At 36.9% G+C, this 19600-nt stretch carries 15 protein-coding genes; 2 read left to right on the top strand and 13 right to left on the bottom strand.

Annotated features, from left to right (window positions below; all coding sequences use genetic code 11):
• Window positions 1-93: 93 nt before the first annotated feature.
• The 9 genes from asnS to mutY all read right to left on the bottom strand — a co-directional run bounded on the left by asnS (window position 94) and on the right by mutY (window position 10460).
• A complete protein-coding gene (gene asnS, locus VLZ86_RS14430) occupies window positions 94-1527 on the bottom strand; it encodes an asparagine--tRNA ligase (RefSeq protein ID WP_325452566.1) in 1434 nt (477 codons plus the stop codon).
• 104 nt (window positions 1528-1631) lie between these two features.
• On the bottom strand, window positions 1632-4031 hold the full coding sequence (locus VLZ86_RS14425) for an efflux RND transporter permease subunit (protein WP_325452564.1): 2400 nt from the start codon (window positions 4029-4031) through the stop codon (window positions 1632-1634).
• Between the two features lie 50 nt (window positions 4032-4081).
• Entirely contained in the window at window positions 4082-5365 is a 1284-nt protein-coding gene (locus VLZ86_RS14420; RefSeq protein ID WP_325452562.1) for a hypothetical protein, read from the bottom strand.
• A gap of 58 nt (window positions 5366-5423) precedes the next feature.
• On the bottom strand, window positions 5424-5981 hold the full coding sequence (frr, locus tag VLZ86_RS14415) for a ribosome recycling factor (RefSeq protein ID WP_325452650.1): 558 nt from the start codon (window positions 5979-5981) through the stop codon (window positions 5424-5426).
• A gap of 58 nt (window positions 5982-6039) precedes the next feature.
• Entirely contained in the window at window positions 6040-6747 is a 708-nt protein-coding gene (gene pyrH, locus VLZ86_RS14410; RefSeq protein WP_325452560.1) for a UMP kinase, read from the bottom strand.
• 60 nt (window positions 6748-6807) lie between these two features.
• Complete coding sequence (gldD, locus tag VLZ86_RS14405; RefSeq protein ID WP_325452558.1) at window positions 6808-7389, bottom strand: gliding motility lipoprotein GldD; 582 nt, start codon at window positions 7387-7389, stop codon at window positions 6808-6810.
• Complete coding sequence (locus VLZ86_RS14400; RefSeq protein WP_325452556.1) at window positions 7386-8693, bottom strand: gliding motility-associated protein GldE; 1308 nt, start codon at window positions 8691-8693, stop codon at window positions 7386-7388. Before VLZ86_RS14400 ends, gldD begins: the two co-directional genes overlap by 4 nt.
• 24 nt (window positions 8694-8717) lie before the next feature.
• The gene (locus VLZ86_RS14395; RefSeq protein WP_325452554.1) at window positions 8718-9152 is read right to left on the bottom strand and encodes a single-stranded DNA-binding protein; all 435 of its coding nucleotides are present in this window, start codon (window positions 9150-9152) and stop codon (window positions 8718-8720) included.
• A gap of 264 nt (window positions 9153-9416) precedes the next feature.
• Window positions 9417-10460 carry an A/G-specific adenine glycosylase gene (gene mutY / locus VLZ86_RS14390; RefSeq protein ID WP_325452552.1) on the bottom strand — a complete coding sequence of 348 codons (1044 nt, stop codon included), beginning with the start codon at window positions 10458-10460 and terminating at the stop codon, window positions 9417-9419.
• Window positions 10461-10594: 134 nt separating this feature from the next.
• On the opposite strand from mutY, the gene VLZ86_RS14385 reads away from it, so the two are divergent.
• Together VLZ86_RS14385 and VLZ86_RS14380 are read left to right on the top strand one after the other, a co-directional pair.
• Window positions 10595-10885 (top strand): HU family DNA-binding protein, encoded by a 291-nt coding sequence (locus VLZ86_RS14385; RefSeq protein ID WP_163518142.1) that lies wholly within the window; start codon window positions 10595-10597, stop codon window positions 10883-10885.
• Window positions 10886-11202: 317 nt separating this feature from the next.
• Window positions 11203-12744 (top strand): ribonuclease E/G, encoded by a 1542-nt coding sequence (locus VLZ86_RS14380; protein ID WP_325452547.1) that lies wholly within the window; start codon window positions 11203-11205, stop codon window positions 12742-12744.
• A 98-nt stretch (window positions 12745-12842) separates the two neighbouring features.
• Here the strand turns inward: VLZ86_RS14380 and VLZ86_RS14375 are convergent, their stop codons facing one another.
• The 4 genes from VLZ86_RS14375 to VLZ86_RS14360 form a co-directional block, all read right to left on the bottom strand.
• Complete coding sequence (locus tag VLZ86_RS14375; protein WP_325452545.1) at window positions 12843-15170, bottom strand: transglycosylase domain-containing protein; 2328 nt, start codon at window positions 15168-15170, stop codon at window positions 12843-12845.
• Between the two features lie 102 nt (window positions 15171-15272).
• Window positions 15273-15965: a DUF4369 domain-containing protein gene (locus VLZ86_RS14370; protein ID WP_325452543.1), complete on the bottom strand. Its 693-nt coding sequence runs from the start codon at window positions 15963-15965 to the stop codon at window positions 15273-15275.
• A 106-nt stretch (window positions 15966-16071) separates the two neighbouring features.
• Entirely contained in the window at window positions 16072-17286 is a 1215-nt protein-coding gene (locus VLZ86_RS14365) for a DUF819 domain-containing protein (protein ID WP_325452648.1), read from the bottom strand.
• A gap of 935 nt (window positions 17287-18221) precedes the next feature.
• Window positions 18222-19142: an alpha/beta hydrolase gene (locus tag VLZ86_RS14360; protein WP_325452541.1), complete on the bottom strand. Its 921-nt coding sequence runs from the start codon at window positions 19140-19142 to the stop codon at window positions 18222-18224.
• Window positions 19143-19600 lie beyond the last annotated feature (458 nt).

Genomic DNA, 19600 nt, shown 5'->3' with positions numbered 1-19600 from the left:
TAGGAATGAATGCAGATTGTTTTGTGAAAAATTTACGTTTTCAGACCTTATAGCTGCTGAGTTTGAAGCTTAAAACTTTGTTTTTTTTACTATTTAGAAGTCTGCGTTATGTGGCGTTCTTGGAAAAGGAATCACATCACGGATATTTCCCATTCCAGTGACAAACATCACTAAACGTTCAAAGCCCAGTCCGAAACCAGAATGTACTGCGGTACCGTATTTGCGTAATTCCAAATACCACCATAACTCTTCTTCATCAATGTTTAAGGCTCTCATTTTTTCTTTGAGAACGTCCAAACGTTCTTCACGTTGCGAACCGCCAACCATTTCGCCAATGCCTGGGAATAAGATATCCATGGCGCGAACGGTTTTTCCATCTTCGTTCAAACGCATATAGAACGCTTTGATATTGGCTGGATAATCAAATAAAATTACTGGGCATTTAAAGTGTTTTTCAACTAAAAAACGCTCGTGTTCACTTTGGAGATCAGTCCCCCAGTCCTCAATTGGATATTTGAATTGCTTCTTTTTGTTTGGTTTTGAATCTTTTAGGATATCGATTGCTTCTGTATAACTGACGCGTTTGAAATTATTTTCGATCACAAATTTCAATTTGTCAATCAGGTTTAATTCTGAACGATCAGCCTGTGGCTTGGTTTTTTCTTCATCCAACAAACGTTGCTCTAAAAACTCTATATCCTCACGGTTATGCTCCAATACATATTTCAGCACTGATTTTAGGAAATCTTCGGCCAAATCCATATTGCCAGCCAAATCCATAAAAGCAACCTCTGGTTCAATCATCCAAAATTCTGCCAAATGGCGAGACGTATTGGAGTTTTCAGCCCTAAAAGTTGGACCAAATGTGTAAACTTTACCTAATGACATAGCATAAGCCTCAGCCTCCAACTGTCCAGAAACTGTTAAATTGGTTTCCTTACCAAAGAAATCTTGTTTATAATCCACCTCGCCATCTTCAGTCAATGGTGGGTTTTTAGGATCCAAAGCACTTACACGAAACATTTCACCCGCACCTTCAGCATCACTTCCAGTAATGATTGGCGTGTGCATATAATAAAAACCATGTTCATTAAAATACTTATGAATGGCAAAAGAGAGGGAAGAACGTAAACGCATCACGGCACTGAATGTGTTGGTTCTGGTACGTAAGTGTGCGTTTTCACGTAAAAACTCAAATGAGTGCTTTTTAGGTTGGATAGGAAACGTCTCCGGATCAGAATCTCCTAAAATGACAATCTTTTCCACTTGGATTTCAACAGATTGTCCTTTGCCTTGACTTTCGGTCAATTGGCCTTTTATATGAACTGCAGCACCGGTGGTTATGCGCTTTAAGGTTTTCTCGTCAGTGTTCTCAAAGTCCACAACACATTGGATGTTTTGGAGGGAAGAACCATCATTTAAAGCAATAAAGCGGTTGGCTCTAAAGGTTCTTACCCAACCTTTAATGTCAATGTCTTCCGATTTGAAATCGGCTTTCAAGAGTTCTGCAACAGTTTTTGATGTCATCTTCATAAATTTTAAGAGTGCAAAGATAAAAAAAGGCTATGAGGTTTCAAGTACAAACTATGAAATTCTAAATTCCAACCCAAATGGTAAAATTTGAGGTTTACTTAGTTGGAATTTTCGTCAGTGTCGTCATCCTCAGGTATTATATTAATGGATGGCTGCTTCATCGTTTCCTTGTTTGCAATACTTCTTTCCAAGGATAAAAGTAAGGAGGGTAATAACAACAAGTTGGACAACATTGCAAATAACAAGGTAGCCGATACCAAGGCGCCTAATGCCACCGTACCTCCAAAGTTTGATAGTGTAAATACCGAAAATCCAAAGAATAAAACGATGGAGGTATAGAACATGCTTACTCCAGTTTCTCGTAAGGCACCGTAGACTGATTTTTTGATCTTCCAGTTATTGGCTTGTAATTCTTGACGGTATTTTGCCAAAAAGTGAATGGTGTCATCCACAGAAATACCAAAGGCAATACTAAACACTAAAATTGTAGAAGGTTTTAGAGGAACACCCAAGTAGCCCATTAATCCTGCGGTAATCAATAAAGGCAAAAGATTTGGAATCAATGAAATGACAATCATTCTGAAGGATCTGAACAAATAGGCCATAAATAAGGCAATCAAGAAAATGGCAAGTGATAGGGAGATGGCTAAATTCTTGACTAAATAATTGGTGCCTTTTTGGAACACCAAGGCTTTTCCGGTCATGATGACGTTATAGTTATCTACAGGAAACAGTTTGTTGATTTCTGATTGGAGATCTTCTTCTATCCGTTCCATTTTGTCCGTGCCAATATCTTTCATAAAAGTGGTTATACGTGCGTATCGGCCAGTGCTGTCAACAAAACTTTTTAAAAGATCAGCTTCAGTATTAGAGTTTTTAGCATAAGATAAGATGAAACTGTTTTCCTGACTGGTTGGCAACTGGTAATATTTTGGATTGCCATTATAATACGCTTGTTTGGAGTATTTAACCAAACTAACTACGGAAATTGGACGTGATAACTGAGGTATTTCCATCATACGCTCTTCCAATTCATTCATGCGTTTAAGTGTGCTCAATTTCATAACGCCTTTCTTTCGTTTGGTATCCACCATAATTTCCAAAGGCATGATGCCATTAAATTCACTTTCAAAAAAGCGAATGTCCTTGAAGAATTCAGTGTTTTGAGGCATGTCTTCAATGAGACTTCCAGAAATTTTAATTTGAAAAATTCCAATCAAACTTACGGTCAACAAAGACACTGCTGTAATGTAGATGGTGATGCGGCGTTCTTTGACCATACGTTCCATCCAATTAACAAACCCACTGGTCCAACGGCGGTTAAGATGTTCTAAATGACGTTCTTTGGGAAAAGGTAAAAACGTATAAATAATAGGGATAATAAGTATTGAGAGCAAAAAAATGGCAATAATACTTAAGGATGCTACCACTCCAAATTCCTTTAGCAGCGCACTTTCTGTCAAGATAAAAGTTGCAAAACCTACAGCTGTTGTAGCGTTGGTCATTAATGTAGCATTTCCAATTTTAGTAATGACACGCTGTAAGGATTTGACCTTGTTACCATGATTTTTAACCTCTTGCTGGTATTTGTTGATCAAGAATATGCAATTGGGGATCCCAATCACGATGATCAAAGGCGGAATCAAAGCGGTTAATACCGTGATTTCATAACCTAAAAGGCCAATGATACCAAAGGTCCACATTACCCCAAATGAGACTACAACCAACGCAATTAATGTGGCCCTGAACGATCTAAAAAATAAAAAGAAAATGAAGGAGGTCACCAACAACGCCGCGCCAATGAACAAACCAATTTCATCCACGATGTTTTGTGAATTGAGCGTCCTGATATATGGCATGCCTGAAACCCTGACATCTAAGTCGTATTTTGTTTCAAATTCTTGTACATTTACTTGAAGAATATCAATAATGAAGTCCTTTCTTGCCGAGGTGTTGACGATGTCTTTGTTAAGATATATGGCCGTTCTTATAGTACGCGTTTCTTTATTGAAAAGAAAGTTGTCATAAAAGGGATACTTCTGAAAAAGTTCTTGTTGCAAGGTGTCAATTTCCGCTAAAGAGGGCAAGGAATCCTTGATAAATGGCAGCAAGTCAAATTTTTCCTTTTCAGTATTTTTAACGAGTTTTTGTAAATCCTTTATCGAAAGAACAGTTTCAACTTCGTCATAATGCTTAAAACTTTCTGAAAGACGGTTCCAGGCATTAAGCTTTTCTACAGTAAATAGTGAAGGGTCTTTGACGCCGAGAACAATGAGATTGCCTTCTTCACCAAATATCTCCAAAAATTGATTGTAAGCGATATTGACTTCGTGGTCATCAGGCAGAAGATTGGCCTCCGTAAACGTAAAGCGCATATTTTTCCATTGCGTACTCAGGAAAAGCGTGGCTAAAACGATAAGAACGAGAATAATTATTTTGTTGCGCAAGATCAATCGCGCTACAACCTCCCAGAATCTTTTTGTAGACAGTTTGGACATAGTGTTTATTGCTGCAGCAAAGGTAAAAAAACAAAAGATTAAACTTTTACTTACAGACTAATATTAAAAGTAAACTTGAGAGCAATATTATCTTCGAGTTTAGGCAGATGATAAGCGCCATAACGGTAGGCAAAACTTAATCCAAAACCAAAAAGAATTTTATTCACTTCAAAACCCGCTTCATAATAGCCTTTATTGAGCGTGCCAAATTCAATTTCCTGATGCCGCTCTATATGATCCATATCTCCTAATGCAAAACGTGAAATAAGAACCATTTGTGGCTGCATGCGTTTAGAGATATTAAAAGGTTTGAGATAATGTTTTAATTGAAGTGTTGCGAATTTGTCCGAAAAAAACTCGTTGAAATACATAGTTTCAAAACTATTGATTCCTGCAACCGAAAATCGCTGTAAAACGGTTTCCTTATCCAGATTATTGGGGTAGGTATGGTAAAGATGTGTCAACGGCGTTTTACCTAGAGCAAGGCCCCCGGTTAAAGTGGCTTCAGTAAAAGATTCATCCTGGGTATTTAAATCCAAGATATAAATGGATCTGAAATCGGCTTTAATGAAATTAAAATCGGCACCTAAAACATCTTTAAAACTTTTGGATACCTGTAGGGTAAAGTTGGGAAAACCTTCTTTCTCAACATCTATGTCACCAACTGGCTCAAAGGTATTGAATGGGTTCCATTGTAAGGATACTTTTGCGATACTCATTCGAAATTCCTTAAAAGGGGTTTGATCTACGAAAAAAGTGTAGTCGTAAGTAGCGTTTACATTACTTCTTGACAGTTCAATTTCTGACAGCAAATAAGGTGTGATTTGATGTTCAAGAGAAACAGTTTTGGTAATATGATGATGAAATAAGCTGATGTTCAATAATCGGGGTTCGAAAAACGAAAAGAAGCGTTTATCGGTCAAAAAGGAGGAACTTCCTGTTTCTTGCAAATCGTCCGTGTAAGAGAGGTCAACCCATGTGTCAGAGCGTTTGGAAAGCCTGAATCCGCCACCAAGGCTGTATTTGAAGTTATGGTCTTTAAATCCATACACTACGTAACCATTCATTCGGTATTTGTCAGAAAGGTTATCGTTGGTTTTTCCGCCAAGTCCTGTTCTTATCCCTTCATACTGATTGTATTTGATCAAGTATCTTAAATCAATATCAATATATTTTGTGGGAAAGAAGCCGTTCCCAATTTGCTTGAAGAATTTACTTTTTTTGATTGAGTCCTGTTCAACGATGCTGAGTGTGTCTCCTATTTTTTCAGGAACTTGTGACTGCGCTGACCATATGCAAATGATAAAAAAAATCCAAACGCAGTATTTATGCATATAATGAACGGGTATTAAATTGATATAAAGCTAAAAAAGCGACTTTAGTCGCTTTTAATTATACGGTCATGATTTCCTTTTCTTTTATTTCAAAAGCTTCATCAATCTTCTTAACGTACTTATCTGTTAATTGTTGTATGTCGTTCTCTATGCCTTTTTGAAAATCTTCAGAAAGATCTTCCAGTTTTTTGATTTCTGTATTGGCATCTTTCCTTGCACTACGCACTCCAATTTTGGCATCTTCTGCTTCCGCCTTCGCTTGTTTTGCCAATTCACGGCGGCGCTCTTCAGTTAAAGGTGGCACATTAATAATGATAAGATCACCATTGTTCATTGGGTTGAAACCTAAATTTGCAATCTGGATGCCTTTCTCAATTTCTTGGAGCATCTTTTTTTCCCAAGGTTGTACAGAAATTGTTCTACCGTCAGGTGTGTTCACGTTGGCCACTTGGGCCAATGGTGTTTGGGCCCCATAATAGTTGACCATGACATTGCCCAACATGGCTGGGCTTGCTTTACCTGCTCTAATGTTTGAGAATTGTTTTTCAAGATGCTTGATGGCATTCTCCATCGCTTCTTTTGTGCTGTCTAATATAAAATTGATCTCTTCGTTCATCATTAAAATTTTTAATTTCTAAAACATTTCAAAAAAGCGGACAAATGGCTTTTTTGTTCTATAGATTTACTTTTGTTCCAATTTTTTCTCCGGAAACCACTTTTAAAAGATTTCCTCTTTTGTTCATGTCAAACACAATGATAGGTAATTCATTTTCCTGACTTAGTGTAAACGCTGTAGTGTCCATCACTTTTAGTCCTTTACGTAGCACATCATCAAACGTGATATGGTCAAACTTTATCGCAGATCTATCTTTTTCAGGATCGGTATTGTAAATGCCATCTACACGAGTACCTTTTAAGATCACATCGGCTTCTATTTCAATTGCTCTTAAAACAGCTGCGGAATCGGTTGTAAAATAAGGATTTCCAGTACCGCCACCAAAAATGACCACACGGCCCTTTTCTAAATGACGCATTGCTCTACGTCTTATAAACGGCTCTGCTACTTGATTGATATGAACTGCAGACTGCAGGCGTGTTGGTATACCAGCATCCTCCAGGGCGCTCTGTAAAGCTAGACCGTTAATAACTGTGGCAAGCATTCCCATATGGTCGCCCTGAACTCGGTCCATGCCATGGCTTGCCCCTGCAACACCTCTAAAAATGTTTCCTCCACCTATTACAATGGCTACTTCAACGCCTTTTTCTGTAATGGCTTTAATGTCTTCGGCATATTCTGCCAGTCGTTGCGGATCTATTCCGTATTGACGGTCTCCCATTAAGGCTTCGCCAGATAATTTGAGTAGGATTCTTTTATATTTCATGTTGTGTTGAAAAGTTTAGCAAATATAATGATTATTGTAATTTACAAAAGTGGAAGTTGTTTATTTCCATCTTAAGGTTTCCATGATGTGCCTAATATCTTTTTTTAAATAGTCTGCCGCCGGTAGAATGGAATCATAATTTGGTTTCGCATAAAAATAAAGCGATCCATTTAGAAAATGATTAATGCTATCTGTGACATAAAATTGGGATTGTGATGCTGCATTGCCGCCAACTTCGTAAAACATGCCATAGACTTGATGTTCTTTGTTCTCATAAAAATCGCCTTCAATAACATCAGCTTTTTGCGTGTGTTCTTGGGTGAGGTTTTGGGAATCCCTAATAAGTGGAATAAGATTATCTTCCGTTACTTTGATGTAGGTCAAGTAAATAGTCCCTTTTAGTGTCGGATAGTCGATATTGACGCCATAAGTAAGGTCTTTAGAATCCATTTTAATTTTTCTGACACGATCCGCCAAGGTGTTTTTTTCAAAAACAAAGGGCAAATCAACATCTGTTTCTTGGTATTCTGCTTTGGGATAATCCAAACGTAAAAACCCTTTTGGTTTTGGAACGGGGTCATCTCCACAGGAAAAACAGAGTAAAACGCTCAATACAAAAACAAAAAGTTTGGTTTTCATCATTTTAAAATGGTAAATTTTACTAGTTTGATTCGCTTTCTATCTAATGCTTCAATGGTGAAAACGTAATTTTTAAAATTTATTTTACTGTTTCGTCTTGGGAATATTCCTGAAATTTCCAAGACAAAGCCCGCAATGGTCTCTGCTTCTCCCTTATGATTTTCAAAATCGGAGTCGTCCTCAAGATTGACAATTTTATAAAAATCCTTTAACGGTGTTTTACCATCAAAAGAATAGTTGTACTCATCAATTTTACTATAGGTCAAATCATCATCGTCAAACTCGTCACTGATGTCACCTACAATCTCTTCAATGACATCTTCCAAAGATACTAAACCGGAAGTACCGCCATATTCATCAACTACCACTGCTAAGTGTACTTTCTTCTCTTGGAATTCTGCCATTAAATCATCCAGCTTTTTATTTTCCGGTACAAAAAACGGTTCGCGCAACAATGCAGTCCAATCAAATTGCTTTCGGTCAATATAAGGTAAGAGGTCTTTAACATATAAAATGCCTACCACATTATCAATGGTTTCTTTATAAATGGGAATTCTTGAATAGCCGTTTTTGATGATCTCTGGAATGATTTCAGAATATTTTAGTTCGGTATTCAACGCAAAAATGTCAATCCGCGGACGCATCACTTGCTTGGTGTCCGTATTACCGAAAGAGACTATTCCTTGTAGGATTTTGTGTTCTTCTATACTGGTTTCATGCTCGCCCGTAAGTTCTAGGGCCTGGGATAATTGGTCCACACTAAGGTTGGATTTTTGTTTCCCGAGTTTATTGTGGATGCCAATGGTAATTGAACGCATAGGCAAACTAATTGGAGAAAAAAAGATGTCCAGAAATTGGACGGGTTGCGCCATGAATATTGCGAATTTGATTCGGTTTCTATTGGCATAAATCTTAGGTAAGATCTCTCCGAAAAGGAGAATCATGAAGGTGACAACTACCACTTCCAAAGTAAAGCGAAGCCAAGTAATGGTTATTTGATGAAAAAGAAACTTTCCAATGGACGCAAATAAAATAACAATGGCAATATTGATGAAGTTATTGGCTACGAGAATGGTGGCCAATAGCTTTTTAGGGCGTTCCAATAGTCGTGAAATAATTTGGAATGCAGTCGATTTCTCCTCCAAACCCTTATCAATATCGGAACGGGTTAAGGAAAAAAATGCAACTTCGGCACCTGAAATAAGCGCAGAGCAAATTAGTAGAACAACTATTAAAATGATACCTATAATAAACTCGAAGTTCTCAGAAGATTGAAAGAATAGTAATAGCGTGGGTTCAGGGTCCAATACAAAAGAAATTAGTTAGATTTTTTAAAATGGTAAATCATCATCTTGTTTAGGATCCGCAACGTTTGGATTTGGGTTTGTTGCAGATTGCCCTTGGTTTGAAGCAGTATCCTGACTTTCATTTTTAGTGGTTAAAAATGTAAAATCTGTACATTGTATTTCTGTTGAATAGCGTTCAATACCTTTATCATCAGTCCATTTTCTTGTTTTAATGCGGCCTTCAATATAGACTTTATCGCCTTTACTCAGGTATTTCTCGCAAATTTCCGCGGCTTTATTACGTACAACTATATTATGCCATTCGGTGTTGGTAATACGCTCATTGGTTTGCTTGCTTGTATAAGTCTCGTTGGTGGCCAACGGAAATCTCCCAACGCAATTTTTATCATCGAAATAGTGCATTTTTACATCATCTCCCAAGTGTCCAATTAACATGACTTTATTTAAAGTACCTGACATAGTTGTTTTAGTATTTAGCTGCAAAATTAACCATTTGCATTGATTTTCTTAAAAGTAATAAAAAAATATGAGTTAATATTTCTGGGGTTCGAATTTATTAAGTGGAATTGACGATTTTCTTGATGTCATTCTTTATTAATGGAGCATAAAGATTTAAGAGAAATACTATAACTTAATTTTTAACACGAAAATCACGTGTATTTATGAGAGCTCTGCGTAGCTCAACTTTTCTCTGTGTAAATCTGTGTATGACCTCTTCATGATTTAACCATCAAAAAACTCATCAATAAAATTACTGATCAGCATAGACGTGGGATAGCGTTTTAAATCTGCAATAGCGATACTTTTTTGTGGAAGTTTATCGATTTCTATAATCCAAAATTTGGTATGTAAATGCTGATGCGAAAGTTTGTGCACAATATCCTGATTATTGTAAAGGCTAAATTCAAAAGGGATGTTCCCCAAATAGGACTCTATAAAAGGATGCTTTTTAAAATCGGCAATCTTGAGTTTTTTATCCGTTTCCAAAAGGGGGAACTGGTAAAGGTTCTGCCAAATGCCTTTATGGGTTCTTTTTTGAAAAACTGTTTTTTTGTCGGTAGAAAGCATCACGAGGAAATTGAAATATTTTGTGCTGACTTTAGTTTTTTTCAATTTAACCGGCAGTTCGTGGATCCGATCTTTTTGAAGGGCTACACAACTTACATTTAAAGGACAGGTATTGCAATTAGGATTTCTTGGTTTGCATTGTATGGCACCAAACTCCATAATAGCCTGATTGTAATCTGATGGGTTTTGATGATCAATTAAAGTTGTGGCTAGTGCTTTAAACTCTTTCATACCCTTTGTGGAATTTATAGGGGTGTCAATTCCGAAATAACGAGACAATACCCTATAGACATTTCCATCAACCACTGCTGTTGGCTCATTAAAACAAATGGAGGCTATTGCACTGGCTGTATAGTCACCAACACCTTTCAGTTTTAAAAGGTCTTTATATGTGTTTGGAAAAACGCCTTCGAGTTCATTGGCGACATATTTTGCCGAGGCATGTAGATTTCGAGCCCTGGAATAATAACCCAAACCTTGCCAAAGTTTTAAAACCTCACTTTCTTGGGCATTTGCCAGGTCAAAAATTGTTGGATATTTGCTGATAAAAGCATTATAATAAGGCTGTCCTTGCGTAATTTGGGTCTGTTGTAAGATTATTTCTGACAGCCAGATGTAATAGGGGTTTTTGGTGTTACGCCAAGGCATGTCTCGCTTATGTTCTGAATACCAAATGATTAATGTCTTGTTGAAATCCATTTTTATTTGTAAAACTTGACAAAAATAAACCTTTACAACCTTAAATTTTAATTAATTAGGCTTGAAATATTGAAATTAAAATGCCTATATTTGCATCCCTTATAATTAATAGATAACCCTAAAAATTAATAACAATGACAAAAGCTGATCTAGTAGCTAAGATTTCTGAGAGATTAGGAATGGAAAAAGGAGATGTCCAAGCAACGGTTGAGACGTTTATGGATGAAGTGAAAACATCCTTAGAAGGTGGAGACAACGTTTATTTAAGAGGTTTTGGAAGCTTTATTATCAAAACAAGAGCTGAGAAAACAGGTAGAAACATTTCTAAGAATACCACTATCAAAATACCAGCACACAACATTCCTGCATTTAAGCCTGCAAAAGTATTTGTAGAAAGTGTAAAAATGAATGTTGAAGTAGAGTAAAACATTAAAGGAAATATTAATCTAAAAAAAGACTTGATTTATGCCAAGTGGTAAAAAAAGAAAACGACATAAGGTAGCGACGCATAAGCGTAAAAAACGTAGACGCGCTAACCGTCACAAAAAGAAAAAGTAGTTTTTTAACTACTTTTTCAGTTTTACAATAACGTTCTTTGATATAAAATTTATGCTGCTCCGCTGGTTGTGGACCAGATAGATTTACCGGAATTATCCCGATATTTTATCGGGAATCCTGTGTCAAAAAATTTAGTATAATCCATCTGTTGTGATGTATGTTGCAACGGATTTAAATTAACAACATGGATAAAGAATTAATTATTCGTTCGAGTTCAGACTTTGTTGATTTTGCCTTATTAAAAGATGGAAAACTTATTGAATTACATAAAGATGAAGAGGATAACAAGTTTTCGGTTGGTGATGTGTTTATCGCCAAAATCCGGAAAGCTGTTCCTGGGCTAAATGCTGCATTTGTTAATGTAGGTTATGAGAAAGATGCGTTTTTGCATTATCATGATTTAGGCCCAAAATTGCCTTCGCTTTTGAAATTCATAAAACGTGTAAGCACAGGGAAACACACAGATTTTCTACTCAAAAATTTTCAATTTGAAAAAGATATTGATAAGAACGGCAGTATTGCCGATGCTTTAAAATCAAATCAATCCATCTTGGTCCAAATTGTAAAAGAACCAATTTCAACCAAAGGACCTCGCCTTAGTAGCGAGTTGTCAATTGCCGGAAGGTATATTGTTTTGGTGCCATTTTCTGACCGAATTTCTATTTCTCAAAAGATAGAATCCAAGGAAGAAAAAGATCGTTTGAAACGATTGGTCAAAAGCATTACTCCTAAAGGTTTTGGCGTTATTGTCCGGACTGTTGCGGAAGGTAAAAAAGTGGCTGAGTTAGACACTGATTTGCAGAATTTGTTGGGCCGTTGGACCGCAATGTGCAGAAAACTCCACAAAGCCCCCCACCCAAGTAAGGTACTTGGAGAAATGAACAAAGCGTCCTCAATTTTGAGGGATATTTTTAATGATTCGTTCTCAAGTATTGTTGTGGATGATGAGGAACTTTATATGCAAATCAAAGATTATGTGCATCAAATTGCACCAAAAAAGGAATCGATTGTGAAACATTATCAGAATGGCGTGCCCATTTTTGAAAAACATGGTATTGAGAGACAAATCAAGACCTCCTTCGGACGTACCGTCTCTATGGCAAAGGGCGCGTATATTGTGATAGAACACACCGAAGCGCTCCATGTGATTGATGTGAACAGTGGCAATCGATCCAACAAAGAAAAAAATCAAGAGGATACTGCTTTAGAAGTCAATTTAATTTCAGCTACAGAAATAGCCCGACAGTTGCGTTTACGCGATATGGGTGGCATTATTGTGGTCGATTTTATTGATATGTCCAACGCAGAGAATCGGAAAAAACTGTACAATCATCTTCGTGAAGAAATGAAGGATGATAAAGCAAAGCATAAGATATTACCTCCTAGCAAATTCGGTCTGATACAAATAACCAGGCAACGGGTGCGCCCAGAAAGGAATATTGAAACAAAAGAAGAAAATCCAGATGGCAGTGGCGAGGACATTGAAGCACCTATCAAGGTTGTTCAACGCATTACTCAAGACATGGAACGGATTTTCAAAAAAGACTACAAAAAGGTGACCTTAAACACACATCCTTTTATAGCAGCCTTTTTGACCAAAGGATTTCCCTCCTTAAGATCAAAATGGTTTTTAGAACATAAAAAATGGGTAAAAGTGATGCCCAGAGATGCTTACACATATCTTGAATACCATTTTTTCGATAAAAATGGAGACAAAATCAATTAATAGACAAACCTCTTTTTATAATATAAGAAGAGGTTTTTTTATTTCTATATTTTAGAAAATTCAGAATGTAAACATCTTATAATTAAATATTTAAGATATTATTCCTCCTCTTTATCTTTCTTTTTTAGCCATCCAAAAATACCACCACCTTTCTTTTTTTCTTTCTTTTCAAACTTGCGTTCGTCCTTATTATTGCCAAACAGTCGTTTGAAAAAGCCGTCAGTTTTTGTAGGCTCACAGTCCAAGGAATTTAAGACCGTTTCAGATGGGGTTTCAAAAGAGGCTTTGGTGATCGTGTTATAATTAGAATCAGCGTTTAATTTTTGAATGTATTTCGCAAAAATGGGCAGTGCTGAGCTAGCGCCTTGCCCAAGTCCGGTAGAACTAAACCCTATTTGTTGATTGTCGTTCCCAACCCAGGTTACCGTAACTAACTTTGGCATAATCCCAACAAACCACCCGTCCTTGTTATCTTGCGTGGTTCCCGTTTTTCCTGCAATGGCATTAGGTAATTGATAGGTTGATCTTAATCTCGCCGCAGTGCCGTCATTGACTGTGGCTTTCATGAATTCTAACATCACTTGCCTAGTATCATCACTAAAGGCCATATCGGTCCGAGAGCTCTCCTCTGGATGGAGATCTTCGAAGGAGGCAATAATGTTCCCGTCTTTGTCTTCTATTTTCGTAATAAAAACAGGATTTGAAGGTTTGCTTCCATTTACATAAGTAGTATACGCTGTTGCCATTTCCAAGACCGTAAGGTTGGAAGAGCCCAGCGCAATGGACGGAACGGCCTCTATATTACTTTTGATGCCCATGTTTTTTGCTTGACCTATAACGTGAGGTATGCCAGTTTCGTAAAGAACTTTTACAGCAATGGTGTTTATGGAATTGCTCAAAGCATTTTGAAGTGAATAATTCATGTCATCATCTTCAGAACCTCCAGCATTTGTGGGGCGCCAATTATCTACATCTGTATACGTAATGGCTTTTATGGGAAAATAAGTGCACGGATCCATCCCGTTTTCCAAAGCTGCGGTATAAACAATGGGTTTAAATGTAGAACCTACTTGTCGTTTGCTTTGCACAATATGGTCAAACTGAAAAAAACCATAATCTATTCCGCCCACATAAGCTTTTATGGCACCATTGGAAGGATCCAGAGACACTAGGCCAACGTTGAGAAATTTTGAATAGTATTCCAAACTGTCTAATGTAGACATGGATTTTACGGTGGTTTCATCCCAAGAAAAGAGATCGGTTTGATGTTTTTGTTTTAGCGAATCTTCAATGGCTTTTTCATCTAAACCTTGCGATTTGAGTTTTTTGTACACTGGTAAGCGTTTCTTTGCAGCATCAAAGGCATGTTTTCCCTTTAACCAAGGCGCATTCTGTCCATAGGCTTTTTCAAATTGTTGTTGCAAATCGCTCATGTGTTCTTTCATCGCTGCTTCGGCATAACGCTGCATGGTATTATCTAGGGTGGTGTAGATTTTTAAACCATCATGATAAATATTATACATCTCACCATCAGGTTTGAAGTATTTTTCCTGTTTGAGTAAACTGTCCAATTGTTTTTTAATCTGTGCTCTAAAGTAAGGGGCTAAACCTTCATTGGGCGCATAATTTTGATAGTCTATGGCAATGCTATCGGTTTTGGCTTTGGTGGCTTCAGAAGCAGAGAGATAGCCGTATTTTTCCATTTGCTGGATGACCACGTTTTTTCTAGCTTTTGATTTCTCGGGATAACGTCGCGGATTATAACTCGTGTTTGCCTTAAGAGATCCAACCAATGCTGCCGACTGTACTAGGGTCAGATCTTTGGTATGGGAATTGAAAAATTTTTCTGAAGCACTTTCAATGCCGTAAGTGTTATCCGGAAACGGCACCGTGTTAAGATATAGTGTGAGGATCTCTTCTTTGGAATAAAGATTTTCAATCCGTTTTGCGACGATACTTTCCTTGATTTTATTGATCAAAATCCCAAAGGCACCATAGTTTTTTCTTCCAAAGAGATTTTTAGCCAATTGTAAGGTAATCGTACTCCCTCCGCCCGATGAATCATTGGACAGTAATATGCTTTTGAAGAACACACGTAGTAAACTCTTGTTGTCTATACCATTATGTTCATAAAACCGTACATCCTCCGTAGCAATTAAAGCGTCAATTAGATGTTGAGGGAAATCAGAGTATTTGATGGACTGCCTATCGTAGACATAAATTTTACCAATCAAATCATGGTTAGCATCCAATACTTGGGTGGCTTGACTTTGTTTTAGACGTGCCAATTCTTTTGAATCCGGTATTTTCCCCCAGAGACCAAAATAAATACTCGCATAAAAGAAAATAAAAAGAGCTAAGAGAATGCCTAAACCGTAGCCTGTTCTCTTAGCCCATTTGATGAGTTTTGCCTTATTAACGTCCATTCTTCTGTATCTCTTTTACAAAGTAACGGATATCTATGTTAAGTATTTCAATTTTATGGTTGATTAACGATAGATATAACGATAGATATTAAAAGCGAAAAACTATTCTTTTTTTCGCTCATCAATCAAGTGTTGCAATTCCTTTCCATATTTGGAGGCTTTAATTTCTGGAGGCAATACCTTATTGATGGTGTCCAAATATTTAAGATTGGCATCAGGGATTTCTGTCACTGCCAAATAAGGCGCAATTTCACTTTCTTTGTTGTTGATAGCAAAATTAATGGTGTACAAATATTTTCTGATAATCAAATTGTTGTATTCCTTTAAACTAGAATCTATTTCAAGAGAATCCTGGCTTCTTCTTGCTTCTAAGTTATTTTTGATAAGATCAAGGTTTTTATCCTTAAACTTGTCCATTACCGATTTATATTCTTCTAATTTTTGTTGTTGAACGGAGCCTTTGATTTTTGCATCCATAAAGAAGTTTTTCAATGTGGTGTTGATTTCTGTAATTCCTTCGGCGGCGAAAAAAGGGATAATGCCACTGTCTTCACCATTTTTATCAAGTTTCAAAAAGAGAACTTCTGGTGCATCCAAATAGGTGCGAAGCTCAAATGGTGATTCCCCAATTATATTAAGAGAGTCAATAGACACAAGGGTGCTATCTTCAATCTTTTGAAGATATACTGTTCCTTTTTTTAAATCTTTAATGGTACCCTTAAGTGTGAAATTTGACTTGTCCTTTGCGCAGGACGATACAATAAGTAAGGTGATGATAAACGCTAATCTTTTCATTTATTCTTTTTTCGTATTTAACTTTCTATTTTTAAAACTCTAAACTCTAAACTCTAAACCCTGAACTCGAAAAGTCGGCAAATATCTTATAAAATTCCTATAAAAGCTAACCTACAGAAACTATTCTCATGAGCTCAGCACATAAAAGCGCACCATAGGTTCCTACGACATAACCAAAGACAGCCAACAGCGCACCAACCGTTGCTAATGATGGATGGAAGGCTGCTGCGACAACTGGAGCTGAAGCCGCGCCACCAACGTTTGCTTGACTTCCAACGGCTAAGAAGAAGTATGGGGCTTTAATAAGTTTCGCAATAAGGATAAGGAATGCAGCGTGAATAGCCATCCACACCAAACCGATTAAAATAAGTCCTGGATTTTCAAAAATTTTGCCCAAATCCATTTTCATCCCAATAGTCGCCACCAAGATGTAAATAAACACACTCCCTATTTTACTGGCGCCAGCACCTTCATAATTCTTAGCTTTTGTAAAGGATAATAAGAGACCAATTAAAGTTGCAATTGAAATCAACCAAAAGAATTGGCTCCCAAAAGATGATAAGGCACTTCTAGGGTCGCTCACCGCAACAAAATTATTGGAGAGGTAGGTTGAAATGACGTCTGCGCCATAATGTGCAATTCCTACGGCGACAAAGGCAAATGACAGGATCATGATAAAATCGGTCAATGACGGAATACGGATTGTTTTTTCACTGAACGTTTGGACTTTCTCCTGTAGGGCGTTAATTGCGGTATTGTCAGCTTTTAGCCATTTGTCTATCTTTTCTCGCTTGCCAATCCCCAATAGAAGTACAGCCATCCAAATATTGGCCACTACGATATCAACCAAAACCATACCTCCGTATAACTCTTGGTTAAAACCATAAATCTCCAACATTGCTGCTTGATTGGCGCCTCCGCCAATCCAACTCCCCGCTAAAGTGGCCAAGCCTCTCCAGACCGCGTCAAAACCGGCACCTCCTACGGTTTCAGGAGAAAATGTCGAGATGATCAAGATTGCAATTGGACCGCCGATTATAATTCCGATAGTTCCGGTAAAAAACATGACCAAAGCTTTCCATCCTAAGTTGAAAACCGCTTTTAAATCGATGCTGATGGTCAATAGAACCAATGAAGCCGGTAGGAGATAGCGACTCGCAATATAATAAGTCTCTGAAACATCAGCAGAAATCAATCCTAAGGAGTTGAAAATTGCCGGAATCATATAACACATTAAAAGTCCTGGAATGTACTTATAAAACTTTGGCCAGAAACCTTCTTTTTTCGATTCAGTATAAAAAACAAAACCAAGTGAGAGCATTAAAAGTCCAAAAACGATGGCGTCATTCTTAAAAAGCACGAATTGATTGACTGTTGAAGGCTTAACATGTCCTGTGACAGACAGAAGATTTGCTTGGTTATAAAAATTGTTTTCCTTGATAACAATTAAGTTTTCATCAGAAAAACGATTGGTCGTATTCAATTTTAAATCGAATATTTTCTCCTTTTTTGTAATCGTAATTGGGGCTTCAGTTGAATAATCAATAGTATAGGTGGAGCCACTTGAGGCAAATTTTAAGCTTCCTTTTGAGAATTTCTTATTTAAGATGACCTGATTGATAATGAGTGCAGGATTGCTGGTAGAGAGTTTGATCTGAAACCTATTAAAGCTTATAGAATCGATGTTTACTGAGACATCAAAATTTTCAGAATAGTTGTCATTAGCTTTATCAAAGGTCAAAGTTTGAGCGTTTGATGAAACCGAAGTGAGAATAACTATTCCTAAAAACAAGAAAAATTTATAAAAATGCGACATGGTTAGTGAGTTTGAACCGCAAAATACCACAATTTAAGTTTTAAAAAAAGTGGAATTTTATGGTTGCTTTTAGAAAGAGCACTGCTAGTTATCTTGTAGGGTAGTTGGTATTATAAAAATCCGCGCGATCCTATATCCTACATCACCAATCTTGTTTTTGAGTTCTTATATAGATGATCTTTGAAAGGGATGTAGTTGATGCGACCACCATAGAAAATGTTATCATAGAAGAATCAAGAGGACAATTCTAGGATTTTTAACCCATATAATGTTTTTGGCACGGAATTTGGAAAGTGATAGAGTATGTTGTAATAATTATGCTCTACATTACAAACAAGGAGTAGTTAACCTTTAGAGACGTTAATATTATGATTTGGTTGGTTAGTTAGTAAAAAAGCATCTCGATTTCGGGATGCTTTTTTTATGGCAATCCTTGGCGCTTACTTGTTTATAAAAGCCACAATATCTTTTATTAATTCTTCTGAAACCTTTCCGTTGGGATTGTTATAGGATTTGGCATTTTCCTGATCGTCTCCATGGATTATAAATAAAACATGGTTCATGTTCTCAATAAGTTTTAATTCTGATTTTACTGAGGCTTGATGTAGTGCCTCTGCTTCTTTAACACTAACTTGGAGGTCTTTCGTACCATTAATAATTAAAATGGGAAGGTCTAATTTCTTAATGATTACCGCGGGATCATGTTTCATCCAACTCATCATAAATTCCTGTACGCTGCTGTCAAAGATAGAGGCAAGCGCCGGTGGATAATCGGTGGTTGTATTTCCAGATCTTAGAATGTCAAAAACCCGTTTAGTCTCATCAGTAAACATAGGTGCGGTTTTTTGGACCTGTTCGATAACAACGGCATCAATGGATTGGCCTGCACCCGCCAGAGAAATAAGGCCGTTGACATTTTGTTGCGCGGCCAGCATACCTATCAAACTCCCTTGACTATGACCAATGATATAGATGTTTTTAAATTTCTGTTTTGTTTTAAAATAATTGACCACATCAATGGCATCTGAAACGAAATCATCAAATTTAATGTTGGGATCCACAGAATTCATTTTGATCTGTTTTACGATCCGTTTGTCATATCTAAAAGTAGCAATCCCATTTAGGGCAAGTTCTTGTGCCAATTTCTTGAGATTGTTGGTTTTTAAAAAGTTCTGATTGCCATCTCTATCCGTAGGACCAGAGCCACCAATAATAATGGCAAGTTGATCAGATCCAGTATTAGGAACCATCAAACTGCCATCAATCCATTTTGAAACGCTAATCTGTGTTTCAGAATAGCCTAGTTCTTGACCAAAAGACAATGCAGTAATTAGGCTAAAAAGAAGAATTAAGGTTCTCATAAATTTATTTCTTACGTTACGAAGATACGTCTCGCAAGTTAATTTTAATAATTAACGTTTATATCTCAAAAAAATTGATCCTCCTGGGATGTAAATTTCAATAAAACATCACTGTTTTTTGTCGTTGAAATGCAGCTTTTGGTCGGCAAATGTTAAAATTTGACGCTTTTCATCGATTTATTATGTATTTTAACTGATAATTTGAATAATAGTTTTACATTTGAAGTGTACTGAAATTTAGGTTTTAGTTCAATGGATTAATTAATTAATATTTGCATATGTTGTTGACTTAGTGACCCTAAATCTACGCAATATATTAAACGCAAATTAGGAGAACCGAGGTTGAGGGACCTCGGTTCTTTCTTTTTATAAGGTTCTGTGATTTCTATCCTTTATATCGGAACTTTCTTACCACGCTATTGTTGGGGCAACACGAAAAAATTGTGGAGTCATTAAAC

The sequence above is a fragment of the Gelidibacter sp. genome (assembly GCF_035515035.1).
Classification (GTDB): Bacteria; Bacteroidota; Bacteroidia; order Flavobacteriales; family Flavobacteriaceae; genus Gelidibacter.
Note: the sequence above shows the minus strand (reverse complement) of the source record. Positions and strands in the feature narration are given on the sequence as shown.